We start from the raw sequence: 26,942 nt of genomic DNA on the forward strand, positions 1-26,942 counted from the left end.
TGTTTTCTTGTATTAATGGTAAACACTGCAAGAACAATAAGTACTGGTATTAAAATCGTAAGTAAAATCATAATTCAATATTTAAAAGGTGCTTCGTTGCACCTTTTTTAATATGGCAAAGATTATGCCAATTTACCGTAATTTTTCTTTGTAATAAAGGCCAATTCCCTACTGACCCTAGAATTCTTGTATCTATATAAACGGGCTATTGAAGTTTCGTCAGAAACTGTAACCTTTTCCTCAAGGTCAGAATCACTAATGCTACCAACCATAACAATACCCATTTCAAGAGTGTCAACTTTATCATTTTGCTTTGTATTTTGAGCCAGTGCAACCCCACCGGCAAAAAGAATTATTAATAAGGTAAAAAGTGTTTTCATAACTGATCTAAATACAATGTAAAGATACCTTCAGGTGTTGAAGAGTGCCCGTTGACCTCGCTGAAGTGCTATAATTTTCGCTTATTGTAATTTTCATTGATGAATAGACAAAAAGTATCGACGAATGGTTTTTAGGTCAAAAACCACATGTCGAAACAGTGTGCATTTCGTCGATGATATTAAATTACAAGAATGTTCAACAGGAGTAATTCAGTACAAAAAAAACTAGATTGCCGAGTACAATTTATGATGAAGAAGCACTAGATATGAGCAGATTTGATCATCTGCAATACCTTATGGTTATGTTTATCGTACTTTATATAAAAGAATTGTTGTTAGGGTAGTTTAAAAATAATATTGAAATTATCTTTTCTTACGTTTGGCATAATTTTTATCTCCCCTGGTCTTTGGTTTGGAATATTTCTTTTTGATAATGCGCTTATAGGAACCACCTTGATTCTGCTTTTTGTTCTTTTCCGATTTCTCATGAAAGCTGGCACCACGTTCCTCCTCATTAATGTGTAGAGGATTTTCACGCTCCCTATGTTTGGGTTGTTCATCATAGGTGAGTTTGGTTGCTATTTCCACATCTTCGGGCAACGTTTTTAATGGTATTTCCTGTCCCATTAAAGTCTCAATAGCTTCCTTATATTCAGTTTCTGCAGGAGTATACAGTAATATTGAAGTACCCTCCTTCTCTGCCCTACCGGTTCTACCAATACGATGCATATAATTTTCTGGATATACCGGGGTATCAAAATTGATGACATGAGAGATTTCTTGTAGGTCCAGCCCCCTAGCCATTACATCTGTTGTCACCAAAATGCGGTTCTTACCCTCATCAAACTGGTTAATGGACCGTAACCTATAGTTTTGGGTTTTATTGGAATGGATGATACAAATCTCTTCACTAAAAAACTCTGCCATTTCCTTGAAAAGTAAATCTGCACTTCGCTTGCTAGAAACAAAAACCAACACCTTATGAAATTCAGTTTCATTCTGTAATAGATGCACCAAAAGGTTCACTTTGGTATAAAAATTAGGTGTGGCATAGCCAAGTTGCTTAATATTTTCCAAAGGTGTACCACTAACGGCAATAGCTATTTTTTGGACTCCCTTAAAAAAATCAGCAATAAAAATATCGATATCATCGGTCATGGTGGCAGAGAACATTATGTTCTGCCTTCTTTGAGGTAACAATTCAAAAATATTTATCAATTGAAATCTAAAACCTAGGTCTAGCATTACATCGACCTCATCAATCACCAGTTTTTTAACTTGCTTGAGTTGCACCGCCTTGGTCAATATTAAATCATATAACCGTGCCGGAGTAGCCACTAAAACATCCGTACCCTGAGCCAATGCCTCTTTCTGACGCAGCATGCTCTTACCTCCAAAAACTCCAAGTACACGAATACCAGAATACTTAGCAAGTTTTTCCGTTTCTTCCACAACCTGGACCACCAACTCCCTAGTGGGCACCAAGATTACTACTTTAGGATGAATTTCTTTAGAAAATGTCAACGTGTTTAAAATAGGAAGCAAATAGGCAAATGTCTTTCCTGTACCTGTTTGCGCAATTCCTACCACATCACTACCACTCATAACTATTGGAAAAGCTTTTTCCTGAATAGGGGTAGTTTGTTCAAAACCTAAATCTGCCAACGCTTTTTCAAGGTTTCTAGAAATCTTTAAATCGGTAAACAAGGACATATAATGACTTTTGTATTAAAATGCAAAGCTATGTGGATTAGTTGACAAATCACGCAAAGTGAGACAATTATCAGGTTATTGGTATAAAATTAGGGTTTAGACCAATAATAATCCACTACCGTGGGGTGTTTTGTATTTAGTCCTTGTTTAGCCCTAGATTAAATACTGTTAACTTCCTTCTTTACGTAACACCTCTAAAGGCGGACTTTTTAAAATCCCCCTGCTATTGAACCATCCTATAAACAACACCAATAAGGTAATGCCAGGCAGAAGAATTATAAACGGAACATAAGAAGGTACAAATGGCGTGTCAAAAACAAAATAGGCGAGCAAAAAGCTGCTGAGCAATGAAAGTAGTACACCTACCCCACTACCTAATATGCCTAAAAATAAATACTCCAAAGCATTTATTTTTAAAATCTGTTTGCTTTGTGCTCCCAATGTACGTAACAAGACACTTTCACGTATTCGTTGGTATTTGCTATTGCGTACGGAACCTATTAAAACAATGATTCCTGTTAGGATACTAAAAAATGCCATAAAGGTGATGACCCATGAAATTTTGTCCAATATATTTTCGATTAGGGAAACAACTTGTCTTAAATCAATGATAGATACATTTGGAAACTTACGCACTAGCTCTCTCTGCAAATTGGCCGATGATTTTTTATCTGGTGCGTTCGTGGTAAGAACATGAAACTGCGGTGCATTCTCCAATACGCCTTGCGGAAAAACAATGGAAAAGTTAAGTTGCATCCGTGCCCAATCCACTTGCCTTATATTACCTACCACTGTAGTCATTAATTTACCTTGAACATTGAACAACAATGTATCTCCAATGGTAACCAGTGCATCATTGGCCACATTATTCGCCAATGATATTGGTATTACCTTTGCATTGGGGTCTACACGTTCTATCCATTCCCCTTCCAATAATTTTTCTGACCCGATCATGGAATCCCTATAGGTGGTTCTAAACTCGTGATTTAAAATCCACTTGTTCACCCGCGTAGTTGTGTCTAATCGAATATCATTTACGGATCGGTCCTTTATACGTTCCAATCGCATGGTTACTATTGGAATATTATCTATTAAGGGCAATCCTTTTGGGGTAATTGTATTTGCTACCTCATTGCGCTGATCGGTCTGTACATCAAAAAGTATTAGATTAGGACTTTGCTCATTCGTTTCAAAAGCAGTTTTTGCCAATAAAAAATCTTTGGTAAAGTATAAAGTACTAATTAAAAATGTACCTATACCAATTGCCAATATCAGTACTACGGTTTGGTTGTTCGGTCTAAAGAGATTCAACAAACTTTGACGGGCCGCAAAACTCCATGATTTTGGAAAGTATCTCTTTATCAAGCGCATAAACCCAATGGACACCAATCCCAAAATGGAGAACGTTACCAATATACCTAGGACAAAACCGGCAGCAAAAGTCCAACGGCCCAATAGCCAATAAGCAAACCAAAAAACAAACAGGATAATGGTCAACATGACCCAAAGTTGATACGGTCTAGATTTTTTACCAGTGTCCTCTTGTACACGCAGTACCTGTAATGGAGATACAAACCAGGTATTAATTAAAGGGGACAGTGCAAATAGAACCGACATAATCACCCCTAACGACAACCCTACAAAAATAGCTTGGAACGAAGTGGAAATCTCCACCTCAAATGGTAAAAACTCCTGTAATATTAATGGAAACGTCTGTTGCAATAGTAATCCTATTACCGTTCCAATAAGTCCGCCCAAAAGACCCATTCCAGCAATCTGAAGTAGAAAAATCATGAATGTTTGTTTACGGGTCGCCCCCAAACATTTTAGTACGGCGACCGCCTTCAATTTTTCCTTAATATAAATATGTACGGAACTGGCAATACCCACGCACCCTAACAATAGGGCAATAAAGGCTACCAAATTTAAAAACCGGCCAACATTGTCATAGCGTCGTCCCAGACGTTCACTGGTATCCGTATGCGTATCCATATCTGCATTTTCGGCATCCAGCATAGGATCAACCATTTTATCCAGCTGTTTTAAATCTATTGTAGCATTCTTAAAATAGTAGTTATATTCCAACCTACTTCCACGTTGTAATAGTCCGCTCCGTTCCATGAAACGAAAGGGTACAATAATGGGCGGTGCCGCAGTGGCCCCAATGGCCGTACTACCCGGGGCGGTTAACAATGAACCTACAATAGGAAAGGTAATGTCACCCAATTTTACGCTATCGCCCGGCTGAAGATTATACTGTAACATAGCGGTAGCATCTACCAAGGCCCCGCCTAATTCTTGATAGGAATTTGCGGCACTGGCAGGCTCCGTCTCCAGCTCCCCGTAAAATGGAAAATTACCATCTATACCACGTACCTGTACTAATTTTGTATTGCCGTTTTTCAAAAAAGCTGCCATAGAGGCAAAATTGACTTCTTTAGCATCTGCCCCACCAAGGGAATCCATTAATTCCTCTACCCTTTCATTGGCAGGTTGGTTGCTGTCTATTAAAAAATCTGCACCCATAAGCGCTTTGGACTGCAGGCCAATATTTTCTTTTAGATTATTGCTGAAGGATTGTATGGAAACCACGGCGCTAATTCCTAAAATAATGGAGGCCATGAACAATAACAATCGTTTGCCACTGGCTTTGCCATCTCGCCAAGCCATTTTAACCAACCAGCTAAAGTCTGCCTTTGAAATCCGTTTTAAGTTGCTCAAGATATCGCCGTGGTTTCGTTGATTACTATTTTACCACCTTTTAAGCGCAACACATGCTGATTTAATCTTGCCAAGTCCAGGTCATGGGTTACTATTACCAAAGTAGTTCCCATTTCCTTATTTAGGTCAAACAATAATTTGATCACTTTTTTACCGGTTTCTTCGTCAAGATTACCCGTAGGCTCATCAGCAAATAAAATTTCGGGTTTGGTACTAAATGCACGTGCAAGCGCTACACGTTGTTGTTCCCCGCCTGATAATTGGGAAGGATAATGGTCATATCTGCTGCCCAACCCAACTTTATCCAAAAGTTCCTTTGCATCTTTGGACGCATTTTTAACCCCTTGTAGCTCTAAGGGCACACTAACGTTCTCCAACGCCGTTAACGTAGGAAGCAGTTGAAAATCCTGAAAAATAAAACCAACCTTTTCATTTCTAAGAAGAGCACGTTGATCCTCGTTCAAGCCGTTTAAATCTTCCCCACATAAAGTTATTGTTCCTTCATCAATTTGGTCCAAACCCGCACATAGTCCTAACAGAGTAGTTTTACCACTGCCCGATGGACCTACTATGGCAAAACTTGAACCTGCCTCTATTGAGAATGAAATATTATCGAGAACCGTTAATTTCTTTGATCCACTGGTATAGACCTTCTTTAGGTTGTGAACGTTTAATATCTTTGTCATAAATCATTTTCTACAAGAGAACAAAATAAGCAAATGATTTGGATTCTAATTAGATAAGGCTATGTTGAAAGTATTAAAGTTTCGTTATTTTTTATGTGCATTGCTTATTATAGGTTGTAAGGAAAATGTTGAAAAAAAGAAAGTTGAACCTAATGAAAATGGCACGAAAGTAACGGAACAAGAAACGTTGGAAACGGATGGAAAGGTCATCTTATTTTATGGAAACAGTCTTACCGCCGCTTATGGATTGGATACCGAGCAGGGTTTTCCACAAAGAATACAAGAGCGTTTGGACTCCTTAGACTTACATTATAAAGTCATTAATTCCGGTTTAAGTGGGGAAACCACTTCTGGAGGTCTAAACAGGTTGGACTGGGTGCTAAACCAGCCAGTAGATATTTTTGTATTGGAACTAGGAGCCAATGATGGTTTAAGGGGAATACCCATTACGGAATCAATGAACAACCTACAGACCATGATCAACATGGTTAAAGACAGGAACCCAGAAACCCGAATAATACTTGCCGGCATGCAGATACCTCCAAATATGGGTGCAGATTATGCTACACAGTTCAAGCAAATGTATCCCGCCTTGGCAGAATCCAATAATATTTATCTCATTCCATTTTTATTGGAAGGCGTTGCAGGAATACCTGAATTGAATTTGGAAGATGGTATACACCCTACGGCAGAAGGTCAAAAAATTGTGGCCGAAAATGTTTGGGAAATATTAAAGCCTATAGTCACCACAGGTTTGGAAAATTCGGAAATTTTGGAAAGCGATAAGAATACAATGAACAATTAGGCTACCAATGTTCTTCTTGAAATTGGCTTAAACGCCAAAGCTCTTTTAATTCTAGCATTCTTGACTTTAAAAAACCTTGCAGCTGTTTGGGAACTCATAGATAATCTTTCTGCCAAAGGTTTTGCTTGCGCCATAGGCATAACAATAACCTGTACTCTTTTGGCCGGAGGATTTTCCTGTGCTTGGGACAATGTTCCCAAACAGATAACAAGGAATAAAAATATAAGGGTACGCATAAGTAGGTAAATTTGGTTTGTAGATAACTACCCGTTTCTAATTTTACGTACTTTCAATTCGACAAAAGGTATATTTTTTACGATGAAATGTTAGCTTTTCGATGTATTACCATTTTTTGTAGTCCGTTTTCCTACAAAAACATTTACCGATAATCGATAAAACCGTACATTTCATCCGTATTGTAATTAAATTCCTACAATTATTCAATATCCAGTATATTCCTTCTTACAAAACAATTTACTTACTTATAATCACAGTTACAGGTCTTTATCTTAGGTTTACAATTTATACGAAAAAGAATTGAAGAATATCATTATCAATATAATACCCTATAGATAACATTAGACCTTTTTGGACTTATTGGCCTTGGTGATGAAATTCAGCTCTCTTTTTATCTTCGAATTTTTAGACCTGTACAAACGTGCTGTTTGGTTATAATCCTTGGCGTTGAATTCCTTGGTAATTTTAGGTGCATTGATCATTTCAATAGTTTCAACCTTAACGTCCTTACCTTTATCCTGTGCTTGGACAGCAATTCCTATAAAGAGGATAAAGATGATAGATACTATTGTTTTCATGACTTGACTTGTTACACTTAAATAACGCAGCAAACCTAGTCCTACCCCATTCCAATTCGCTCAAAAACACGTTTTTCCGTTACGATACAACAACATGGACAAAGTGTAAATTACGTCCGATGAACAATAAACCTCATCAATTCCTCATAGCGATCAAACAAGTAGTTTATCGATATGTCCTTTAAAACTTCAATAATAAATTTGGATCAGGACAATTACCTTTGTAGTGTTCCAATTTATTTTTGGAACAAACTCCTGGATAATCTCCCATATAACCTTCCATATCGCGTATTATTTGAAAATGCAAATGTGGTGCATAGTTTACATTTATATCCGGAGTCCCTAATACACCCAATACTTCGCCCATATAAAAGGCTTTGCCCAATTTTAGATTATCCAAGGAGGACAAACTTAAATGACCGTATAGGGTATAAAAGATATGGTTGTTTAGGCTATGCTGTAAAACTATAGTGGGTCCATAATCACCTGGAACGTTATTAAATTTAAAACTATGTACAATCCCATCAATAGGCACCATGACCTTTGTATGGGCCTGACACCAAAAATCTATCCCTAAGTGTATATTTCTTACTGGCGCGGTACTGGAGGTAAAGCTTTCCTTGTCATTATAAAGATTTCGTTCTTCCAAATACCCGCCAAAAGCTACAGAGCCTTTTTCGTAGTCAAGTACCTTATCAATATAATCTTGACAAACCGTAGGCTCGGTTATATTTAAATTATATAATTCAACATTATTTTTAGATAGATCAAGAGGCACATATTGTTCCGTTCCTAGATCTTTATCCAAAATTTGAATAGTCGTATCCGATACTGAAATTAAATCCTTAATGAATGCATCCATTTATCAAAAATAATTGATCTATACATGTTCTTAACATTTTTTAACCCTATACCACGTAAGGTCTTTGTAAATTACCTACCAATTGTTAAAAGAAAATTGTTATGAAATTAGTTCAACTGACCCTATTACTAGGTGCCACCTTATTGGCAACCAGCTGTCAATCCAAAGCCAAAAAAAATATACTTCCGGAACTTTCAGATACCACCAAAGCTACCGTTGATAAAAGTCAAAAAACGGAAAAACTTACACCTCAGCAACTAGACAAATATGAGACCGCATATTTTGCAAGTGGTTGTTTTTGGTGTGTAGAGGCCATTTTTGAAAGTGTTAAAGGAGTAAAAGAGGTCATTTCCGGATATGCGGGGGGTACACAGAAAAATCCGACTTACGAACAAGTGGGTTATGGAAAAACGGACCATGCCGAAGCGGTTGAAGTGTATTATGACCCTAAGGAAATTTCGTTTACACAATTGGTGCAGGTGTTTTTTGGATCTCATGACCCTACTCAATTAAACAGACAAGGACCAGATCGTGGTAGGCAATACCGTTCAATAGCCTTTTATAAAACGGAAGAACAAAAAAAAATCATTGAAAATTATATGAAAGCACTAACCGATCAAAAGGTTTATGACAATGACCCCATTACTACCGAGGTTACCAAGCACACTATATTCTACAAGGCAGAAGACTACCATCAGGACTATGAAAAAAATAATCCAAACAATTCATATATACGTAATGTATCCGTACCGAGGCTAAACAGGTTTAAAGAAAATTTTGGGGATTATTTAAAGGTAGATGCCCACTAGTAGACTCCTAAAAAATTACTATATTCAAGCGCCCTATGTCGGGCGCTTTTTTATAAATCAAAATTTACCAAACCAATGAAATCAACGATCAATTACTTGCTATGTACCGTAGCCCTAACAACACTACTCCATAGCTGTCAGCAAGAACCAAAGGATGATACCCCATGGGTTAATCTATTTGACGGAGAAACTTTAAATGGATGGACACAATTAGGTGGTGAAGCTACCTATACCATAAAGGACAATGCCATTGTGGGTACTACCGTGCATAACACACCAAATTCATTTATGAAGACGGATAAAATGTACGGGGACTTTATCTTGGAACTGGACTACAAAGTAGATCCTAGTATGAATTCCGGTGTACAGATAAGAAGCAACAGCTTACCGCACTATATGGATGGTCGCGTACATGGGTATCAAATAGAAATTGACCCTTCAGAAAGGGCATGGAGTGCCGGTATTTATGATGAGGCCAGACGTGGTTGGCTAAATCCTATGACCGATAACCCTACTGCGCAACAAGCGTTTAAACAAAACGATTGGAACCATTATAGGATAGAAGCCATTGGAGATACCATAAAAACATGGATCAATGATGTACCTGCGGCTCATTTAATAGATGATAGGACATCAGAAGGTTTTATTGCGCTACAGGTACACAGCATATCCGATGAGCAAAAAGATGGAACGGATATTATTTGGAAAGATATAAAGATATTGACCGATAGTCTATCCAAATATTCTCGACAAACACCAATTCAACCCATAATTACCAAAAATGCCTTAGGCGCGGACGAGGCCAAAAAAGGCTGGAAAATGTTATGGGACGGAGAAACCACCAATGGTTGGAGAGGGGCCCGCTTAGATGAGTTCCCAACAAAAGGATGGGAGATTAAAGATGGAATACTGACCGTACTTTCCTCTGGCGGTGAAGAATCTGCTGCCGGTGGTGATATTGTGACCAAAGAACTTTATGGCGATTTTGAATTGATGTTGGATTTTAAAATTACCGAAGGTGCCAATAGCGGTATAAAATATTATGTTGATACAGATATCAATAAAGGACCTGGATCTTCTATAGGACTGGAATATCAAATACTGGACGATGCAAGACATCCGGATGCCAAGCTTGGAAACCATGAAGGTAGCCGTACCGTATCATCATTATATGACCTTATCAAAGCAGACCCAAACAAACCTATGAACGGCCCGGGAGAATGGAACACTGCCCATATCGTATCTAAGGACAACCACGTAGAACATTACCTTAATGGTATGAAAGTGTTGGAGTACGAACGCAAAAGTGACGATTTTAGAAAATTGGTATCCGAGAGCAAATATGTAAAATGGCCAAATTTTGGCGAAGCTGAAAAAGGTCATATTCTATTGCAAGATCATGGAGATAGGGTATCATTTAAGAATATCAAGATAAAACCAATTGAAAAGGAATAGCACATGACGACAAGAAGAAATTTTATAAAAAAAACAACTGCTGGATCAGCGGCAGTTACCTTAGGTGGTTTAGTATTCCCAACTAGTTCATATGCTAATATTTTAGGTGCAAATGACCATATAAATTGTGCAATTATAGGTGTACGTAGCAGGGCAAAGGCACATATAATGGCCATTCATAAAGATAAAAATGCCAAAATCGTTTACTCCTGTGATGTGGACGACGTAATACTTAAGGAACATAATGAATGGTGCCAAGAAACCATTGGCTATATTCCTAAGGTTGAAAAAGATTTTAGAAAGGTATTGGAGGATAAGGATGTTGATGCCGTTTTTATAGCAACCCCAGAACATTGGCATGCTCCTATGGCCATAATGGCCTTACAAGCGGGCAAACATGTATATGTTGAAAAACCCTGTAGCCATAATCCTTATGAGAACGACCTTTTGGTTGCTGCCCATAAAAAGTATGGAAAGAAAGTGCAAATGGGTAACCAACAACGCTCCGCCAAAACATCAATCAGTGCAATCAAGGATATTAAGGAAGGTGTCATTGGCGATGTATATAAAGGAGAGGCTTATTATTCCAACAATAGGGGCTCCATAGGCATTGGCAAGGAAATAGACGTCCCTTCAACATTAAATTGGGATTTATGGCAGGGTCCTGCGCCAAGACAAGCCTATAGAAACAATGTTCACCCTTATAATTGGCATTGGTTCCGCACCTATGGAACTGGGGAAATTCATAATAACGGAACCCATGAGATAGATATTTGCAGATGGGCATTAGGGGTAGACCTTCCCAATAGTGTTACATCGTTTGGAGGAAAATATACTTTTCAAGATGATTGGGAGTTTGTGGACAACCAGCAGGTCACCTATACCTTTGATAATGATAAATTCCTGACATGGACAGGGCACAGTAGAGGAATGATGAAACCGGAGAGACCTGGACGAGGTAGTACCATCTATGGTTCTAAAGGAACCATTATGCTAGACCGTAATTTCTATCGCCTTTTTGATTTGGAAGGTAACCTTATAAAAGAAGAGTTGGAAGGTGGCACGAGCCTGACAACAAATACTCGTGGAGAAGGTGTTTTGGACATTAACCATATCTCTAATTTCTTTGCGGGCATACGTGAGGACAAAAACTTAAATTCTGATATTAGGGATGCCAGTATTTCTACCATGTTGTGCCATTTGGGCAATATGGCCCAAGACGCGGGAGAAACCATACAAATAGATGCAAAGACCGGTAAAGTAACCAATAACGACAAAGTAATGGAGTCTTGGAAGCGTACCTACGAAAATGGTTGGGAACCAAAATTATAAAAAACCCACCTATAAGTTATATTATTATGGTTATAACAGCCTGCACCATCGTCATAGGTGCTGCAGGCTGTTTTCTTTCTAAATGTCAATGTCTTTAATATAGTAGTGTGCTTAAAATCTTACTTCTCAATAAAATACTATCTTTGAACTTAAGATTTCAAACCTTTACGTTATGAAATGGACTCTCATTTTGATTGTCTTGGTATCCCTTTTATCATGTAGTGATATCGAAAAAAAGAAAGATACCCATATTACCACCGTTACCTATATAGAAGATGCGCCCAAGTTAGATGGTAGGCCAATTGAAAATTTCTGGAATACCCTAGAGTGGTATCCCATTGATCAAAATTGGATAGGCGGCCCGTTTGAACATACGGATTTCAACGGTAAATATAGAATAGCTTGGAAAGAAGAAGGATTATACCTGCTTTTAGAAATTGTTGATGATTCTATTTATAAACAGGCCAAAGACCCACTGAAACTTTGGTGGAACGATGATTCTGTTCTAGTCTATGTTGATCAGGACAATTCTGGTGGGCTACACCGCTTTAATAGCAATGCCTTTACCTATCACGTTGCATTGGATGGCAATGTGGTTGATCTTGCTGAAGACAAGGAAGCCCATTTTTTTAATGATCATATAATTTCTGCCCATAAAACCGAAGGAAACACGACCTACTGGGAGCTATTGGTGAAAGTATATCCGGATACTTATACAACAAGTTCAAATGTAGAACCGGCAGTTTTAAAAAAGGGTGATAAAATTGGTTTTGCCTTGGCCTATGGAGATAATGACCAAAGTGAAAAACGGGAAAATTTAATTGGATCTGTCTTTATTCCCGGAGAAGATAAAAATCAAGGTTGGATCAATGCAAACTCTTTTGGCACATTGATTTTGGATAAGTAGTTATTGAACAACAACTTCACTATAATCAGAAGTAATCATTATAGACCTACCACTGTTGTCATTTAAGTGATAACCTTTACTGATTCTTGTGGATCCATTGACGGTCTCTTTTAAGTTCAACCCTTTGGGCTTGTCAAAGGTTGAAGAGTTTCCTTTTACGTATATATCACTGGCCACCTTTGGGAGTGCCAATCTAAATTCCGCATTTTTTAGACTAATATCCAAATCCTTAAAATCAGGGCCGAGCTCAAGAATATGCACCGCACCAAAATTATTTTTTACAAGGGCGCTTTTAAGTAATTTTTCTATGGTTACTTCTGAGGAAACTGTTTCTAATTGTAGCTGTACAACTTGATTCAAGGAAATTTGTTCAGAATAAGAGGTACTCAATTGACCATGGTTCCATTGAGCAACGGTCACCGGGGAATAAGAAGCACAAACATTGGTTTCCTTACCATCTATACTATTGGCCCAAAGGCTTGAATGCGAAAGTTTCGCATTCAAGTTTTTGGTATTGGCCGCCAATTTAACTTCCCCATGCCTTACATCCATTTTAATTCGGGTAGACTTGGGTAAACTAATCTTTATGGTTTTCTTTATTTTGTAGTTTTTAGTGCCTTGATCGGTATTTAGATAAAAAATATTGGGTGCACTCCTTAAACTGTCTCTTCGTACAAAAAAACTTGTCCTTATTGAGTCTCGTTTCACCATTTGCTTGGCACGGACCTCTTCTCGCTCCTTAAGTCGTTGTTCCATCTCTTCCGCACGTTCCTCAAGCCTTTTTTGACGTTGTTCATTCTGTTCCTCTAAACGTTGCTCCATTTCTTCTGCGCGTTTCTCCATCTTTTCCGCCCATTCCTCCAATCGTTTTTGATGTTCCTTATCAAAACTTTTTTCAAAATTCTTTTGCCACTGCTTCATGTATTTATCACCATCTTTCTGAAAAGCCTCATAGTCAAACGAAAATGCTTCCGTTTGTGGTAATGGGGGCATACTTGGAAAGGGGGCAACTTGTGGCATACTCATGACAAAAGTGGCAATTTCCGGTATTTCTATATGAAGATCGTTGTGGTCAAACTCAGTGCCTTCCATAGCAAAAAACCTGTTGTTCTTAGATTTAGATGCAATTGAGATGGTGCTGCTGTTTCCTAATATTTCAATAGGATTTCCATTAAAATATGCTTCGGCTTCTTCCTTTGTTGCTCCTTCAAGGGTAATGGTTGCGGTTATGGCAACTTCGTCCCTGCCCCAGGTTTCAAATTCTATATCGGCATAGCTGGTATTGATTTCCAATACGGCATCATCTGCCACATTATAGCGTTCTTTATAGGTTTTACTTTCTGTTTGTGCAAGTAGCCCCAAAGGCATTAATAGTCCCAGCACAATGATGAGTTGCGCCGATACAGTTTTACATGATCTGTTCATTTTTTGATTGTTTTAAATCGTTTAACTTCTTTTTTAGTTTTTGTAATAATTGTAAGCGTAATTGTAAATTTTCTATAAGAGCTGTTATGGTCTGGTCATTGGGTCCCAATTCCTTTAATTCGGTATTAAGGTTTTTATACTCCATGTTCAAGTTGTTCAACTGTTCCATATAACTATCGATCAAATCCTTATTGTCCGTAGAAAACTGCAGTTTGGATAATTCAATATTGATATTTGCCATATAAAAATTTTCTACCTTTTTTAGGTCTGGGGACAGGTCGCCAAATGTAAATTCCCGATCAGGTAAATTCTCCTCCGTATTAACCACTGCCGGTTGTTCAACATTTCTGTTCGTATAGGTATATCCTAGACCAATACCCAATAAGATTACAATAGACGCCGCCATAAATAGCCAAGACCTATTTTTCTTTTTACCTATTGGCAATTCTTTTTCCAGTTTTTGCAAAAAGCGTGCTTCATGTCCCGTCTTCAAGGCACATCGTTCATCTTTATGTTGGGTCTTAAACATTTCCCTAAGATCCTGTTCCATATCTATTTGCTTTTAATACTTCTTTTAATATTGCCTTTCCCCTTAATAATCTTGTTCTACATGCGGTTTCGGAGATATTCAATACCTGTGCAATTTCTTGATGGTCATATCCTTCAATTAAATACATCAATACCACACATCTGTAGGTAGCCTGTAGATTATCTATGGCTTTTCTTACTTCATCAATAGTAATCGTAGCCTCAATATTCCAATTTTCATCATCATCCTTGTTCTGCATATAACCCTCATCCAAAGAAACCAAATACTCTTTTTTTGATTTAAGGAAGTCGATACATTTATTGATGACGATACGTTTTAACCAAGCCCCAAAAGTTACATCTCCCTTAAATTGATCAATTTTTTGAAAAGCCTTTATAAAGGCCTCCTGCAAAACATCCTCCGCATCATCCGCATCCTTAACAAAACGCATGGCAACGATATACATTCCTTCACAATACTTCCTATACAGTTGTACCTGTGCAGACCTATCGTTTGCTTTGCATTTCTCTACAACATTGCTTTGAAACATTGGGTAAAAAGATTGGTTTTCGGTTGTTGTTATTTTAAAGACGATAGAAAAAAAAGGATGTTGCAAAAATCTTTATTTTTACAACTTATTTTTAAAATTTCCCTTTGAAACAAGTTACGATTTCCAATAGGTTTATGACACTTATGGTGTTGGATTATGGCGCTACCATTCAAAAATTGCTTGTAAAGGGTAAGGATGGGGAATTTACGAATGTTGTAGCCGGTTTTAACCATCCCAGTAGATACCGTTTGGATGAAAATGTACTGGGCGCAAGTGTGGGTAGGTATGCAGGCAGAATTTCCAGAGGTGGGTTTGATTTGGATAGGGAAAAGTTTTTTCTCTATCAGGAAGATGGGGTTCACTTACACGGGGGAAAAGAGGGCTTTCATCAAAAATATTGGACAATTGATGAAGTCAATACCACAGATAACCCGTTCGTAAAACTAACCTATTACAGTAAACATTTAGAAGAAGGCTATCCTGGCAATTTAACAGTTAGTGTTACCTACAGGCTAATGGATAATGCCTTGCAGGTCATTTATGAAGGTACTACGGATAGAAGCACGGTCATTAATCTTACCAACCATTCCTATTTTAAATTAGATAAGGACCCCTTCATTGATCAATGCGAACTGCAATTAAATTGTCCATACCGATTAGAAACTAAAGAAAACCATTTACCCACGGGTAATTTAATACCAGTAAGAAAGACCGACTATGATTTTTTACTACCTAGAAAAATTGGACTGCAACGTTTCAATACGGTATTTGTCAAAGATTTGGGAAACGAAAAAGTAGCGGAATTAAGATCTAAGACATCTGGTATTCATATGAGGGTATATACCAACCAACCCGCGGTGGTCGTTTATACCCCAACCGAATTTCCTGGAATCTGTTTTGAAACACAAAATTATCCGGATGCTCCCAACCAACCGGATTTTCCTAAAAGCGTCTTAAGACCGGGCGATATCTACAACAACATTTCTATCTTTAAATTTGATTTGCAGACCTAGCTGGATAGCTCTTTTAAATAGTCATGTGTATGAAGCTGATTAAAAAAATTGTTGTGGTCTTGTTGGTACTGGCCGCTCTGGTTTATTTTGTGGCCATACCTTATGTACACCGAGAGACTAAAAAATTTAGTCCCTATAAGACCTCCGTTTTGGAACTTGACAATACCGTTCTAAAAATAGATTATTCCAGTCCGTCCAAAAAAGGAAGGAAAATTTTTGGGGAGTTGGTTCCATATGGCAATGTATGGCGTACCGGCGCCAATGAACCCACTACCATAACCGTTTCCAAACCAATTAAGATTATAGACAAACCACTTCCTGCCGGCACTTATTCACTATGGTCCATACCCAATAAAAAGAGCTGGAAAATAATGTTCAACACGCAAATACCGGATTGGGGGGTTACCCGCATCAATGGCAACCAGACAACCCATGATAGCAACTATGATCTAATAACTGTAGAGGTACCGGTCATAGACCTCCAAAATCCTGTGGAAGATTTTACCATTACTTTTGAAGAACAAACATTACAACAAAAATCACAAAACGTTATAAGTTTAGCTTGGGATACCACCAAAATAATGGTTCCCGTTTACAAATAGTACTTTAGTTGCCAACGGGTAAAAATACACAGCAATGAATCTAGCCAACCTTACTTCTACCGATATTATTGATGGTATTTTTAACAATGACATAGCTCTGGTCAGTAAAGCAATTACCCTTATTGAAAGTACCAAGGCAGAACATCGCACAATGGCAAACGACATAGTGCAAGCGTGTATATCAAATCATAATACTGTAAGAATAGGCATTACAGGAGTTCCAGGAGTGGGAAAAAGTACGTTTATTGAACAATTTGGTTCCTTGCTCACAAATTTGGGAAAAAAAGTGGCGGTATTGACCGTAGACCCCTCTAGCAGGATAACAAAAGGAAGTATTTTAGGGGACAAAACACGTATGTTGGAATTGGCCAAGAACCCCAATGCCTATATACGGCCTTCCGCATCAGGTTCAACTTTGGGGGGCGTTGCACGTAAAACCAGGGAAAGTATTATTGTGCTGGAAGCGGCAGGCTATGATACCATTATTATTGAAACCATTGGCGTAGGCCAAAGTGAAACAGCCGTACATAGTATGGTAGATTTCTTTTTATTATTAAAATTAGCCGGTGCCGGTGATGACTTGCAGGGGATAAAAAGGGGCATCATGGAAATGGCGGATTTATTAGTCATTAACAAGGCAGATGGCAACAATATTAAAAATGCTGAATTGTCAAAGACGGAATTTACAAGAGCCTTACATATGTTCCCTCCTAAGGAAAACGGATGGTCTGCCGAAGTACTTACTTGTTCCGCACTTGAAAACAAGGGACTCCGGAAAATTTGGCAGGTCATTTCAACCTATTGCACCTTAATGAAAGATTCCGGATTCTTTGCAAAAAATAGGCAAAAGCAAAATGAGCAATGGCTCGTTCAATATTTAGAGCAAGAAGTATTGACCGCCTTCTATGACAACAACAAAACCAAGGAATTACTGCCAGAACTTAAAGATGAAGTAATGAACGGCAAAACATCTCCATTTGCTGCGGCAGAAAAATTATTAAAGTTGCTCAAGTAACAATCTCCACATAGTTACCTACCAGCTTTGCCTTATTATTAAGGATAAAAAACATAACTTTGTCGCTATTCCAAAAACAACCCAATGCAACCTATTACCACTTCCCTACTTTCGGTCGTAGTTCCTTTATATAATGAAGAGGAAAATGTTACTTTACTAACACAAAAGATTCACGAAAGTCTGGTAGGCTATGATTATCAAATCATATATGTGGATGATTTTTCTACGGACACCACCAAAAAAGTAGTGAAATCATTAAAGGATGAAAAAGTCCATCTTATAGAATTAAAGAAAAATTATGGGCAAAGCTTAGCTTTGGCGGCAGGGTTGGACTATGCGGAGGGAGAGTATATCATTACCATGGACGGGGATTTGCAGAACGACCCATCTGATATTCCTGAAATGCTCAGCTATGCCGTAACCGAGGAATATGATGTAGTGACCGGTATCCGTCAAAAAAGAAAGGACTCCCTAGTTAAAAAAATACCTTCAAAAATTGCCAATTTCCTAGTCAGGCGAATTACAAAATTAGATATCAAGGACAATGGTTGTGCCCTAAAGGTCTTTACAAAGGATATTGCCAAAGATTTAAATCTCTACGGAGAAATGCATAGGTTCATTACCCTTTTGGCTCATTTGGAAGGCGGACAGATAAAACAAATCCCCGTAAAACATCATGCACGCCATGCCGGTGTTTCCAAATATGGTTTGGAACGCGTTTTTAAGGTAGTAGCAGATATGATGCTCCTTTTATTTATTCGCAAATATTTTCAACGACCCATACATCTGTTCGGTATTTTTGGTTTCTTAATGATATTATTGGGAATATTAATCAATATATATCTATTGATCGTAAAAGTTGGTTTTGGGGAGGATATAGGCACCAGACCCCTATTGATGTTCGGGATGATGTTTATTCTTGCAGGAATTCAACTGTTTACCATAGGAATAGTAATGGAACTTTTAATACGTACCTATTATGAATCCCAGAAGAAAAGACCTTACCGTGTTAAAAAAGTAAGCGTAGGTGGCCAAATTAAATAAAAAAGTAACCACTGGGATCAAGGTACTGATCAGTGCCCTCTTAATCTATTTCATCTACACCAAGATAAATATTGGTGAGATAAAGAATATTGTACTTGAAAGTGATCCGTTTTACCTGATAATTGCTACTCTTTTTTTTGTTGCTTCAAAAATTATAGCGGCCTTTAGGCTTAATCTTTACTTTCATCAACTTAACGTACCCTTGACCCAACAAAGTAATCTTAAATTATATGTCTTGGGTATGTTCTACAATCTTTTTCTTCCTGGCGGTATTGGTGGTGATGCTTATAAAGGGTATGTCCTTAAAAAGAATTTTAAGGTATCAACCAAAAAAATAATAAGTGTTTTAATATTAGATCGGTTAGGAGGACTACTGCTACTCTTTATTTTTGCCTGTGGTTTATTGGCAGTAGCAGAAATAGAAAAACTGGTAAATTATAGATGGATTTTTATTCTGGCAATACCACTATCAATTGCGGTCTATTGGTTGCTCAACAAAAAATTCTTTGATTATGTAATTCCTATTTTTTGGAAAACAACATTGTTGTCCGGCTTGGTACAATTGGCACAATTAATCTGTCTATGGTGTATATTAATGGCCCTTAATATTACGTTGCACCAAATCTCCTATCTAATTATCTTTCTTATCTCATCTATTGTTGCCGTACTACCATTGACATTAGGTGGAATAGGTAGTAGGGAGATAACATTCTTTTATGGTGCCCAATTCTTAGGTTTAGATGAAAATATATCCGTAAGTATCAGTGTTTTGTTTTTTTTGATAACCGCTATAATTTCCTTGTGCGGCATTTGGTATCACTTTAAAAAAATAAAATTGGAAGTAAGAACTTTACACACTAAAGGTCAATAAATATGCAGTAAGTACATTTTTCTAGTTACCTTTTTCCGGGTATTGGGATTCAGGAATTTACCCTGAAGTCTTGTAATCCTAAATTGGTCAACACTAAATTGAGCATCCCAATCAAAATCTTTGTTTTTCAATAATTCCATTTCATCCTCAGTAACATATACCCAAACATCCTTCTTGTTTTTTAAGGAATCTACCGAAGTTATCTGAACGGGATATTGATTATAAAAGTCCAGGGCCCATGTGAAATCGTCCCCAATTTTATAAATGCGATCAACTGGAATATTCTTTTGTTCAACAATTTTAGCCATAGAAGAACCGCCTTGAAATTCCAATAGGTTTGGATAAAAATGTAAGTTTAAAACAGCATTCAATAATACAGAAGCGCAAACGGAAACCGTTATTAGCTTTATATATTCACCTTCCCTCTTCATAGCATAATACACAATGATTATTGCCGCGACGACTAGCGATATATATGCCAGGACACTATTTAATTTAAATACATAAAAACATATTAAGGCTGAAGCAATGAATACGATTCCAAGTACAAAAAGCTGACCTATTTTTAAAATATGAATAGTACGCTGTTGTTGAAGCCTATAGGTATTATATAAATATGAAGCAGTTAATACCGCAAATAAAGGAATGGTTATATTTAAATAATGTGGAAGCTTAAATTGGGCAAAACTAATGACCGCAAAAATAAGCGTTATACCGCCCAATGTTAAAAATTCATTCTTGGAATCGAATTTTAGCCTAGACTTGAAAAAAGTTTTTAGTCTTCCCCAATATGCAGTAATACCAATAATGGTCCAAGGAAGGAAAACCCATAAAAAAGTGTGGAAAAAGAAAAAGAAATCACTACTGTTCTTACCTATGCCCTCACCGCTTAAACGTTCAAAACTTTGTTCCCAAAATATAAAGAAAATACCGCTACGATTGCTTTTACCTCTAATCACCTTTTCCGGATGCAGATCAAACTGCGTGTAATAGGCATATAACATAGGAGTTATTGTAAGTCCAAAAATCAATAAAGCCAAAAGAACCTTCCAACTTAAAAAAGCATTCCATTTTCTAGTGTATGCTATATGACAGATCAAGGGCAAACCAATTACAAGAAGTGCTATTTGCCCTTTGGTAGAAAAGGCCATTCCGGCTGCAAAAGCACCTATGACAATACTATGTACCGATCCATGCTCCACATATTTAGCCAATTGCCAAATGGCCAGTATGCTAAAACCGGTCAAAACAGCATCTGTACGAACGTCAATTGCACCTAAGACTATGGTTTGGGCAGTCATGAATATTAAAGCTGCCAATCTACCCACATCTTTGTTATACAGTAAAGCGCCAAGTCCATAACAGCTATAAGCCGCAAGTAACGTTGCCAAAATTCCTGGAATTCTATAGGCCCATGCATGTAAGCCAAAAATTTTGTAGGAAATGGCGGCCAACCAATAATGCATATGGGGCTTATCCAAATATTCATTGGGACCTTTAAAAAGACTTAAAAAGTCATTTTCCTGGACCATCCTCATGGCCATCACGGAAAACTGGGCAGAATCGTTCTCAAACAAGGTTGCAAACATACCGGCCAGGTAGACCAAGAAAATCAAAGCAATTAAAAACCAATACCTTAGATTGGATATCATAGGGAAAATTTGCGAAGTGCAAATATAAATAACTTTATAAACAACCAACCAAACAACGAGCCCAATACCGCACCCGTAAAAATATCAAGCGGAAAGTGAACTCCAATATATACCCTACTATAGGCAACAAGAGCTGCCCAAATCAACAGACCAACGCCTATGTACTTAATTTCAGATTTTAATAAAATGCTAAAAAACACGGCTACCGCAAATGCGTTTGCCGCATGGGCGGAAAAATAACCGAATTGGCCTCCACAATAACTTTTTACCAACCGCATTACCGGTGCAATTTCCGGATTGTGACAAGGCCGCAATCTAGCCACGCCATATTTAAAAAAATTGCTTAATTGATCGGTGACGGTTATGAGCAAGGTAATGGTAACCAATAAAACCAAGGTTTGTTTTAGGCCTAGTTTTTTATAGGCAAGAAGCAACAAAAACATATATAGAGGTAGTGCACTTAGCTTATGGGAGACGAACTGAAAAAAAAAATCCCATCGGTCTGTACCTAAACCGTTTAAGAATATAAATAATTCCTTGTCAAATTCTAGTAGTTCTTGAAGCATACTGATTACTCTTCATATCTGGAAACCTCACGATCATAGAATGCAGTGGCGGCCGCAATTAGGTTCTCCGCCTCTTCTTCCAACTCCTTTTCATCTTCTTTTGAAAATTCCTCCAACCATTCTACCTCATCATTTTCCAGATTGATAATAAACCTGGGGAATTCAGTATGTACTACGAAAATTGCGGTAGGAAAATCGGTATTATCACCCAATAAAAATTTCGGAAACTCCATAATCTAAAAACTAATGTTCATTCTAATCATATATTGATGGTGCAAACGCTTTAACCAACAATTAATTTTTTTGTCAAATAATTAAATCGAAGATACAACATAATGGCCGATGCCGATAATCCTATAAGAAGCCCGATCCAAATACCCGTGCTTTTAAAAGGTGTGTAGAGCCCTAAATAAAAACTGACAGGAAAACCTATTAACCAATACGCTATAAAGGTTATAATTGTAGGTATGCGTACATCTTGCAATCCCCTTAAAGCTCCTAAAACAACGACTTGTATACCGTCTGAAATTTGAAAAAAGGCGGCTACAAGCAATAATTCAGCGGCCATTATCAACACCTCTGTATTATCTGCCATATTGGCTACATCGTTTACATCTAGGTAGAGCGCCGGAAACCAGTGTCTACCCAAGAGAAAGAGTGCGGCAAAAACAATTTCCAGAAGCAAGGTCAAAAAGAAAATGGATTGTGCAATTCGTCTTAACTCTTTAAAATTGCCCAAGCCTTTTTGATTGCCAACGCGAATCATGGCGGCTATGCCCAGCCCCATACCGAACATAAAGGTCATACTACTCAAATTCAGTGCAATTTGATTGGCCGCCTGAGCATTTTTTCCAAGCACCCCGCTCAGCCATATTGCTCCGGTAAATATGGCCACCTCAAAGAACATCTGCAATGATGAAGGAAAGCCTAAGGCTATAATTTTACGAATAACCTTTTGCTCAATTTTTCTAAAATTGAATCCGGTAACATAATAATTGAATTTTTCCTTACTCTTTAAAATATACCAAATGTAAAGCACCATTAATATTCGTGAAACCAAGGTACCAATAGCTGCACCTATAATACCCATTTTAGGAAAACCAAAATTGCCAAAAATGAGGAGGTAATTTAAAACAATGTTGATGATGTTGGCCACAATGGTAGCATACATAGGATATTTGGTCTGTGACAAGCCTTCCGAAAATTGCTTGAACGCCTGAAAAACGATCAGAGGCACCAAAGAAAAGGCAACCAAATCCAAATAAGGCATGGCAAGTTCCACAACCACCTCGGGCTGCTTCATGGCGTACATTAACGGTTTGGCCACTAAAATCAACCCAAATAGGGACAGCCCCAATATGGTGCACAACACCAAACCGTGCTTTAATGCATTCTTTGCATCTTGTTTGTTTTCGGCACCATCAGCTTCTGCAACCAAAGGTGTTATGGCCGTTGAAAAGCCTATTCCCAAAGACATGGCTATAAATACAAAACTATTGCCCAACGAAACTGCAGCAAGTTCTGCGGTACCTAATTGACCCACCATAATATTATCCGCAAGCTGTACAAAAGTGTGGCCCAACATCCCCAGTATTACGGGAACGGACAATTTAATATTGTAGCTAAACTCTTTTGTATATGCTTTGAACAAAACTAAGGAACTAAATTTCGGACAAAGGTACTTCTAATTCCAAAACCTAGGGTAAAGCACCGGATCTTAATACTATTAATTTAAAAACCATTGATTGCATAAGACAGATGTTGGTTAGATATCCATTCCATGACCGAAATTTTAGGATAAATGTGATGTAATTTTATGCAATTTTTCTACTTTACAGAACACTATTTTAGCATATAAAACGTTACTGTTGTAACCATTAACTAATTCCCCCAAAAAAAATGATTGCACAACCATTGGTTTGGGTTATCGATGATGACGATATTTCAAAATATGTCCTAAAACGTAACCTACAGGAAATAGGCATAAAAAAAACTATTGAATTTCCAGACTCAGTTGAACCTTTAGAGGTCTTGTCCAAACATAGACATTCTGAAGAAATAATCCCGGATATTATTTTTCTAGACCTAAATATGCCGGTCCTAAATGGATTTCAATTTTTGGATGAGTTGAATTTTTTCCAAGAAGAATTGGCAAAGAAGATACATATTTTTATGTTGACCTCTTCTTTGAACAATAAGGATATGCTTCACGCCAAAACCTATTCCATGATTTCAGAATACTTTGTAAAACCTTTGAAATATGATCACTTGGTGAGAGCGATCGCAAAAGTAGCGGAACATCTTAAAGAGGTTTAGTCGTTCATTTTTGCTTGGTTCCAATAAACATCCATTTCCTGTAAGGTCATGTCCTTTAATGATTTTCCCAATTTGGCCGCTTGCGCCTCCAGGAATTGAAATCGTTTTATGAATTTTTTATTGGTCCGTTCAAGAGCATTTTCAGGATTCACTCCTAAAAATCTAGCGTAATTGATCATTGAAAATAGCACATCACCAAATTCTGATTCTATTTTCTCACCATTACCAGTGGAGACTTCGGCCTGTAATTCACCTAACTCTTCCTGTACTTTGCTAAATACCTGCTCTGGCTTTTCCCAATCAAATCCTACACCGGCCACTTTATCTTGTATTCTATTGGCCTTTACAAGTGCAGGTAAACTTCTTGGAACTCCTTCCAGTACACTTTTTTTACCTTCCTTTAGCTTTATTTGCTCCCAATTTTGCTTCACTTCATCTGCATTGGCAACCTTAACATCTCCATAAATATGAGGATGTCTATGAATTAATTTTTTACATATGGCATTAGCTACATCGGCAATATCAAAATCACCGGTTTCAGAACCAATTTTAGCATAGAAAAAGATATGTAACAACACATCACCAAGTTCCATCTTTACTTCATTAAGATCTTCGTCAAGAATAGCATCACCTAGCTCATAGGTTTCCTCTATTGTGAGGTGCCTTAAGGATTGCATGGTCTGTTTTTTGTCCCATGGACACTCTGCCCTGAGCTCGTCCATAATGGTCAATAACCTGTCCAATGCCTGTAATTGATCTTTCCTACTGTTCATACCCTGGATTTTTGCAAAAATACGTATACCAATGGTTACCCGCTATAATCCTATGCAGATTTCGTACATTTAGAATGTAGGAGAACAACATTGTAACTTATTATTTGGTTGGATGCAATGTAGCTCCATAGCTAATTAACAATCATTAAAATAAAACAATGACCACTCGTAGAAAATTCATAAGACAAACGGGCTTATTTGGGGCCGCAACATTTCTTATGCCGCAGATCAGTTGTGCTTCTAGTATATCCACTGGTTATGGTGTACAACTTTATTCATTTAGGGAGAGCATGCTCTCAAATCCAAAAAAGACATTGGAGACCATAGCCAAATTAGGTTTTAAGGAAATTGAAAGTGCTGGATCAAGCAAAGGATATTATTATGGGTTGTCCCCCAAGGAGATGGCGCAAACCTGTAATGATTTAGGCATGAAATTAACAAGCGGACATATAAGATTAGATGCTGATTTTGAGCGCACTATGGAAGATGCGGTGGCTTCTGGTCAACAATATTTAATTTGTTCCTCCATGCCTACAGATGGGCAAACTGTGGATAATTATAAAAAAGTGGCGGAACAATTCAATAAGGCGGGAGAAGCCTGTAAAAAAGTAGGTTTAAAATTCGGTTACCATAACCATGAATATGAATTTGAATCGCACAACAATGTTGTCCTTTACGATGTTTTAATGGACCACACGCAAGCGGACCTGGTTTATATGGAGCTTGACTTGGGATGGGTCGTGGTGGCCGGTAAAAATCCGATTAACTATTTTAAAAAATATCCTGGAAGATTTCCATTATGGCATCTAAAGGACATGGATATGGACAAAAAGGAAAGTACAGAATTTGGTAAAGGAATACTTGATATACCTTTAATGTTAACAAACAGGGAGCTTTCTGGAGTAGAGCATATTTATGTAGAACAGGAAGAGTATGCCACTAACCCGGTGAAAAGTATGAAGCATAATATGAATTTTTTAAACACCATATAAATGGTACACTTTAAAATTACCCTAAAATCGATTTTTATCATATTATTGGTCGTAAACTTTTGTTCCTGTACATCGCAATCCACTGGTATTATTGCAGAAGGGGCAGAACTAAGCCAAATAGCCAATACCTTTAGTTTCACGGAAGGCCCTGCCGCCAATGAGGAGGGAGATGTTTTTTTTACAGATCAGCCAAACGATCAAATTTTAAAATGGAGTGCATCAAAAAACACCATTGAAGTTTTTAAAAAACCCTCTGGAAGGGCAAACGGTCTATATGTTGACCATAAAGGCAATCTATTGGCAGCTGCGGATGAACATAATGAGCTTTGGCAGATTGGCATGAATGGTAATATTGACACATTGATCACACAATTTGAAGGTAAGAAATTAAATGGCCCCAATGATTTATGGGTAGATCTAAAGGGTGGCATTTATTTTACCGATCCTTATTATCAAAGACCATATTGGGATCGCACTACTCCGGACATCAAGGAAAAACGAGTGTACTATGTAGCTCCAAATAGAAAAGATATAACTATAGCCGCCGAAGGTTTTGTTCAACCAAATGGAATTATAGGCACGGCAGATGGCAAGACATTGTATATAGCGGATATAGGTGCAAAAAAAACCTATTCATTTACAATAAATGATAATGGAGATCTTACCAACAAGACCTTATTTACCGAAATGGGTTCCGATGGAATGACCATAGACCATAAGGGCAATGTGTACCTAACAGGTGATGGCGTTACAGTATTCAACAAAGACGGTAAGCAAATTGCACATATTCCCGTAAATGAAGAATGGACAGCAAATGTAACTTTTGGCGGCAAAAATCAAGAGACACTTTTTATTACGGCCAAAGGCGCTGTTTATACGTTGCGGATGAACGTTCATGGAGTTAGATATCCAATGGACTGATTTAAAAATCCGTTTTAAGAAATTTTATTTGTAATTCTGCTTCTACCACTAAATATGGGCGATGTGATAATTTAATTTTTCTTAAATATTTGTCCAAGAAATAGATATTTCCGCTAAAATTGACAATAATGCAACAAACAGTTTTAAATATTAGTTATTCCTTCTTTTTTTCTATCTTAATCCACTAA

Annotated in this window: 28 protein-coding genes; 13 read left to right on the plus strand and 15 right to left on the minus strand. The window is 37.6% G+C overall.

Features of this window, described 5'->3' with window-relative positions; all coding sequences use genetic code 11:
* Positions 1-122: 122 nt before the first annotated feature.
* From CHB68_RS15000 to CHB68_RS15015, 4 genes are all read right to left on the minus strand, one after another.
* Positions 123-380 carry a hypothetical protein gene (locus tag CHB68_RS15000; RefSeq protein ID WP_089262088.1) on the minus strand — a complete coding sequence of 86 codons (258 nt, stop codon included), beginning with the start codon at positions 378-380 and terminating at the stop codon, positions 123-125.
* Positions 381-743: 363 nt separating this feature from the next.
* Positions 744-2,093, minus strand: a complete 1,350-nt coding sequence (locus CHB68_RS15005; RefSeq protein ID WP_089262090.1) for a DEAD/DEAH box helicase — start codon at positions 2,091-2,093, stop codon at positions 744-746.
* A gap of 168 nt (positions 2,094-2,261) precedes the next feature.
* Positions 2,262-4,763 carry an ABC transporter permease gene (locus tag CHB68_RS15010; protein WP_089262092.1) on the minus strand — a complete coding sequence of 834 codons (2,502 nt, stop codon included), beginning with the start codon at positions 4,761-4,763 and terminating at the stop codon, positions 2,262-2,264.
* 47 nt (positions 4,764-4,810) lie between these two features.
* Entirely contained in the window at positions 4,811-5,500 is a 690-nt protein-coding gene (locus CHB68_RS15015; protein ID WP_089262094.1) for an ABC transporter ATP-binding protein, read from the minus strand.
* 61 nt (positions 5,501-5,561) lie between these two features.
* Between CHB68_RS15015 and CHB68_RS15020 the strand changes: the two genes are divergently transcribed.
* The gene (locus tag CHB68_RS15020; RefSeq protein ID WP_089262096.1) at positions 5,562-6,305 is read left to right on the plus strand and encodes an arylesterase; all 744 of its coding nucleotides are present in this window, start codon (positions 5,562-5,564) and stop codon (positions 6,303-6,305) included.
* On the opposite strand, the gene CHB68_RS15025 is transcribed toward CHB68_RS15020, so the two are convergent.
* From CHB68_RS15025 to CHB68_RS15035, 3 genes are all read right to left on the minus strand, one after another.
* Entirely contained in the window at positions 6,302-6,541 is a 240-nt protein-coding gene (locus CHB68_RS15025) for a hypothetical protein (protein WP_089262098.1), read from the minus strand. The two genes, CHB68_RS15020 and CHB68_RS15025, sit on opposite strands and share 4 nt — an antisense overlap.
* A gap of 342 nt (positions 6,542-6,883) precedes the next feature.
* On the minus strand, positions 6,884-7,120 hold the full coding sequence (locus tag CHB68_RS15030; protein WP_089262100.1) for a hypothetical protein: 237 nt from the start codon (positions 7,118-7,120) through the stop codon (positions 6,884-6,886).
* Positions 7,121-7,301: 181 nt separating this feature from the next.
* Positions 7,302-7,982, minus strand: a complete 681-nt coding sequence (locus CHB68_RS15035) for a peptidoglycan DD-metalloendopeptidase family protein (RefSeq protein WP_089262102.1) — start codon at positions 7,980-7,982, stop codon at positions 7,302-7,304.
* A gap of 101 nt (positions 7,983-8,083) precedes the next feature.
* Here CHB68_RS15035 and msrA point away from each other — a divergent pair, with 101 nt between their 5' ends.
* From msrA to CHB68_RS15055, 4 genes are all read left to right on the plus strand, one after another.
* The gene (msrA, locus tag CHB68_RS15040; protein WP_089262104.1) at positions 8,084-8,791 is read left to right on the plus strand and encodes a peptide-methionine (S)-S-oxide reductase MsrA; all 708 of its coding nucleotides are present in this window, start codon (positions 8,084-8,086) and stop codon (positions 8,789-8,791) included.
* 75 nt (positions 8,792-8,866) lie between these two features.
* Positions 8,867-10,246 (plus strand): 3-keto-disaccharide hydrolase, encoded by a 1,380-nt coding sequence (locus tag CHB68_RS15045; RefSeq protein ID WP_089262106.1) that lies wholly within the window; start codon positions 8,867-8,869, stop codon positions 10,244-10,246.
* Positions 10,247-10,249: 3 nt separating this feature from the next.
* Positions 10,250-11,578 carry a Gfo/Idh/MocA family oxidoreductase gene (locus CHB68_RS15050; RefSeq protein ID WP_089262108.1) on the plus strand — a complete coding sequence of 443 codons (1,329 nt, stop codon included), beginning with the start codon at positions 10,250-10,252 and terminating at the stop codon, positions 11,576-11,578.
* 172 nt (positions 11,579-11,750) lie between these two features.
* Entirely contained in the window at positions 11,751-12,485 is a 735-nt protein-coding gene (locus CHB68_RS15055) for a sugar-binding protein (protein WP_089262110.1), read from the plus strand.
* Here the strand turns inward: CHB68_RS15055 and CHB68_RS15060 are convergent, their stop codons facing one another.
* Genes CHB68_RS15060 through CHB68_RS15070 form a run of 3 tightly spaced genes read right to left on the minus strand, consistent with a single transcriptional unit; the run spans position 12,486 to position 14,989 of the window.
* On the minus strand, positions 12,486-13,910 hold the full coding sequence (locus tag CHB68_RS15060; RefSeq protein WP_143815218.1) for a hypothetical protein: 1,425 nt from the start codon (positions 13,908-13,910) through the stop codon (positions 12,486-12,488).
* Complete coding sequence (locus tag CHB68_RS15065) at positions 13,894-14,460, minus strand: hypothetical protein (protein ID WP_089262114.1); 567 nt, start codon at positions 14,458-14,460, stop codon at positions 13,894-13,896. The genes CHB68_RS15060 and CHB68_RS15065 overlap by 17 nt, the downstream gene beginning before the upstream one ends.
* Entirely contained in the window at positions 14,444-14,989 is a 546-nt protein-coding gene (locus CHB68_RS15070) for an RNA polymerase sigma factor (protein ID WP_089262116.1), read from the minus strand. The genes CHB68_RS15065 and CHB68_RS15070 overlap by 17 nt, the downstream gene beginning before the upstream one ends.
* A 104-nt stretch (positions 14,990-15,093) precedes the next feature.
* On the opposite strand from CHB68_RS15070, the gene CHB68_RS15075 reads away from it, so the two are divergent.
* The 5 genes from CHB68_RS15075 (at position 15,094) to CHB68_RS15095 (ending at position 19,534) form a co-directional block, all read left to right on the plus strand.
* Positions 15,094-16,002 (plus strand): aldose epimerase family protein, encoded by a 909-nt coding sequence (locus CHB68_RS15075; RefSeq protein WP_089262118.1) that lies wholly within the window; start codon positions 15,094-15,096, stop codon positions 16,000-16,002.
* Between the two features lie 29 nt (positions 16,003-16,031).
* Positions 16,032-16,604, plus strand: a complete 573-nt coding sequence (locus CHB68_RS15080) for a DUF2911 domain-containing protein (protein ID WP_089262120.1) — start codon at positions 16,032-16,034, stop codon at positions 16,602-16,604.
* Positions 16,605-16,638: 34 nt separating this feature from the next.
* Positions 16,639-17,619: a methylmalonyl Co-A mutase-associated GTPase MeaB gene (gene meaB / locus CHB68_RS15085; RefSeq protein WP_089262122.1), complete on the plus strand. Its 981-nt coding sequence runs from the start codon at positions 16,639-16,641 to the stop codon at positions 17,617-17,619.
* An 84-nt stretch (positions 17,620-17,703) separates the two neighbouring features.
* Positions 17,704-18,663, plus strand: coding sequence for a glycosyltransferase family 2 protein (locus CHB68_RS15090; protein ID WP_089262124.1), 960 nt, complete (start codon positions 17,704-17,706; stop codon positions 18,661-18,663).
* Positions 18,647-19,534: a lysylphosphatidylglycerol synthase transmembrane domain-containing protein gene (locus CHB68_RS15095; RefSeq protein WP_089262126.1), complete on the plus strand. Its 888-nt coding sequence runs from the start codon at positions 18,647-18,649 to the stop codon at positions 19,532-19,534. The genes CHB68_RS15090 and CHB68_RS15095 overlap by 17 nt, the downstream gene beginning before the upstream one ends.
* Here the strand turns inward: CHB68_RS15095 and CHB68_RS15100 are convergent.
* The 4 genes from CHB68_RS15100 to CHB68_RS15115 are packed head-to-tail and all read right to left on the minus strand — an operon-like array spanning position 19,528 to position 23,403.
* Positions 19,528-21,186, minus strand: coding sequence for a glycosyltransferase family 39 protein (locus tag CHB68_RS15100; protein WP_089262128.1), 1,659 nt, complete (start codon positions 21,184-21,186; stop codon positions 19,528-19,530). The genes CHB68_RS15095 and CHB68_RS15100 overlap by 7 nt on opposite strands.
* The gene (locus CHB68_RS15105) at positions 21,183-21,752 is read right to left on the minus strand and encodes a phosphatase PAP2 family protein (RefSeq protein ID WP_089262130.1); all 570 of its coding nucleotides are present in this window, start codon (positions 21,750-21,752) and stop codon (positions 21,183-21,185) included. Before CHB68_RS15105 ends, CHB68_RS15100 begins: the two co-directional genes overlap by 4 nt.
* A 5-nt stretch (positions 21,753-21,757) precedes the next feature.
* Positions 21,758-21,985 (minus strand): hypothetical protein, encoded by a 228-nt coding sequence (locus CHB68_RS15110; RefSeq protein ID WP_089262132.1) that lies wholly within the window; start codon positions 21,983-21,985, stop codon positions 21,758-21,760.
* Positions 21,986-22,035: 50 nt separating this feature from the next.
* A complete protein-coding gene (locus CHB68_RS15115) occupies positions 22,036-23,403 on the minus strand; it encodes an MATE family efflux transporter (RefSeq protein ID WP_089262134.1) in 1,368 nt (455 codons plus the stop codon).
* Between the two features lie 248 nt (positions 23,404-23,651).
* On the opposite strand from CHB68_RS15115, the gene CHB68_RS15120 reads away from it, so the two are divergent.
* Complete coding sequence (locus tag CHB68_RS15120; protein ID WP_089262136.1) at positions 23,652-24,068, plus strand: response regulator; 417 nt, start codon at positions 23,652-23,654, stop codon at positions 24,066-24,068.
* Here CHB68_RS15120 and mazG read toward each other — a convergent pair.
* Positions 24,065-24,841 carry a nucleoside triphosphate pyrophosphohydrolase gene (gene mazG, locus CHB68_RS15125; protein ID WP_089262138.1) on the minus strand — a complete coding sequence of 259 codons (777 nt, stop codon included), beginning with the start codon at positions 24,839-24,841 and terminating at the stop codon, positions 24,065-24,067. The genes CHB68_RS15120 and mazG overlap by 4 nt on opposite strands.
* 158 nt (positions 24,842-24,999) lie before the next feature.
* On the opposite strand from mazG, the gene CHB68_RS15130 reads away from it, so the two are divergent.
* Positions 25,000-25,833: a sugar phosphate isomerase/epimerase family protein gene (locus tag CHB68_RS15130; RefSeq protein ID WP_089262140.1), complete on the plus strand. Its 834-nt coding sequence runs from the start codon at positions 25,000-25,002 to the stop codon at positions 25,831-25,833.
* Positions 25,834-26,754 (plus strand): SMP-30/gluconolactonase/LRE family protein, encoded by a 921-nt coding sequence (locus CHB68_RS15135; protein ID WP_089262142.1) that lies wholly within the window; start codon positions 25,834-25,836, stop codon positions 26,752-26,754. It begins immediately after the preceding gene.
* Positions 26,755-26,942 lie beyond the last annotated feature (188 nt).

Origin of the sequence: Maribacter sedimenticola (genome assembly GCF_900188415.1) — a bacterium.
In the GTDB taxonomy this organism is placed as follows: domain Bacteria; phylum Bacteroidota; class Bacteroidia; order Flavobacteriales; family Flavobacteriaceae; genus Maribacter; species Maribacter sedimenticola.

Coding starts and splice junctions, on each gene's coding strand:
- CHB68_RS15000 (WP_089262088.1), bottom strand. CDS start 380: ATGAAAACACTTTTTACCTTATTAATAATTCTTTTTGCCGGTGGGGTT.
- CHB68_RS15005 (WP_089262090.1), bottom strand. CDS start 2,093: ATGTCCTTGTTTACCGATTTAAAGATTTCTAGAAACCTTGAAAAAGCG.
- CHB68_RS15010 (WP_089262092.1), bottom strand. CDS start 4,763: ATGGCTTGGCGAGATGGCAAAGCCAGTGGCAAACGATTGTTATTGTTC.
- CHB68_RS15015 (WP_089262094.1), bottom strand. CDS start 5,500: ATGACAAAGATATTAAACGTTCACAACCTAAAGAAGGTCTATACCAGT.
- CHB68_RS15020 (WP_089262096.1), top strand. CDS start 5,562: ATGTTGAAAGTATTAAAGTTTCGTTATTTTTTATGTGCATTGCTTATT.
- CHB68_RS15025 (WP_089262098.1), bottom strand. CDS start 6,541: ATGCGTACCCTTATATTTTTATTCCTTGTTATCTGTTTGGGAACATTG.
- CHB68_RS15030 (WP_089262100.1), bottom strand. CDS start 7,120: ATGAAAACAATAGTATCTATCATCTTTATCCTCTTTATAGGAATTGCT.
- CHB68_RS15035 (WP_089262102.1), bottom strand. CDS start 7,982: ATGGATGCATTCATTAAGGATTTAATTTCAGTATCGGATACGACTATT.
- msrA (WP_089262104.1), top strand. CDS start 8,084: ATGAAATTAGTTCAACTGACCCTATTACTAGGTGCCACCTTATTGGCA.
- CHB68_RS15045 (WP_089262106.1), top strand. CDS start 8,867: ATGAAATCAACGATCAATTACTTGCTATGTACCGTAGCCCTAACAACA.
- CHB68_RS15050 (WP_089262108.1), top strand. CDS start 10,250: ATGACGACAAGAAGAAATTTTATAAAAAAAACAACTGCTGGATCAGCG.
- CHB68_RS15055 (WP_089262110.1), top strand. CDS start 11,751: ATGAAATGGACTCTCATTTTGATTGTCTTGGTATCCCTTTTATCATGT.
- CHB68_RS15060 (WP_143815218.1), bottom strand. CDS start 13,910: ATGAACAGATCATGTAAAACTGTATCGGCGCAACTCATCATTGTGCTG.
- CHB68_RS15065 (WP_089262114.1), bottom strand. CDS start 14,460: ATGGAACAGGATCTTAGGGAAATGTTTAAGACCCAACATAAAGATGAA.
- CHB68_RS15070 (WP_089262116.1), bottom strand. CDS start 14,989: ATGTTTCAAAGCAATGTTGTAGAGAAATGCAAAGCAAACGATAGGTCT.
- CHB68_RS15080 (WP_089262120.1), top strand. CDS start 16,032: ATGAAGCTGATTAAAAAAATTGTTGTGGTCTTGTTGGTACTGGCCGCT.
- meaB (WP_089262122.1), top strand. CDS start 16,639: ATGAATCTAGCCAACCTTACTTCTACCGATATTATTGATGGTATTTTT.
- CHB68_RS15090 (WP_089262124.1), top strand. CDS start 17,704: ATGCAACCTATTACCACTTCCCTACTTTCGGTCGTAGTTCCTTTATAT.
- CHB68_RS15100 (WP_089262128.1), bottom strand. CDS start 21,186: ATGATATCCAATCTAAGGTATTGGTTTTTAATTGCTTTGATTTTCTTG.
- CHB68_RS15105 (WP_089262130.1), bottom strand. CDS start 21,752: ATGCTTCAAGAACTACTAGAATTTGACAAGGAATTATTTATATTCTTA.
- CHB68_RS15110 (WP_089262132.1), bottom strand. CDS start 21,985: ATGGAGTTTCCGAAATTTTTATTGGGTGATAATACCGATTTTCCTACC.
- CHB68_RS15120 (WP_089262136.1), top strand. CDS start 23,652: ATGATTGCACAACCATTGGTTTGGGTTATCGATGATGACGATATTTCA.
- mazG (WP_089262138.1), bottom strand. CDS start 24,841: ATGAACAGTAGGAAAGATCAATTACAGGCATTGGACAGGTTATTGACC.
- CHB68_RS15130 (WP_089262140.1), top strand. CDS start 25,000: ATGACCACTCGTAGAAAATTCATAAGACAAACGGGCTTATTTGGGGCC.
- CHB68_RS15135 (WP_089262142.1), top strand. CDS start 25,834: ATGGTACACTTTAAAATTACCCTAAAATCGATTTTTATCATATTATTG.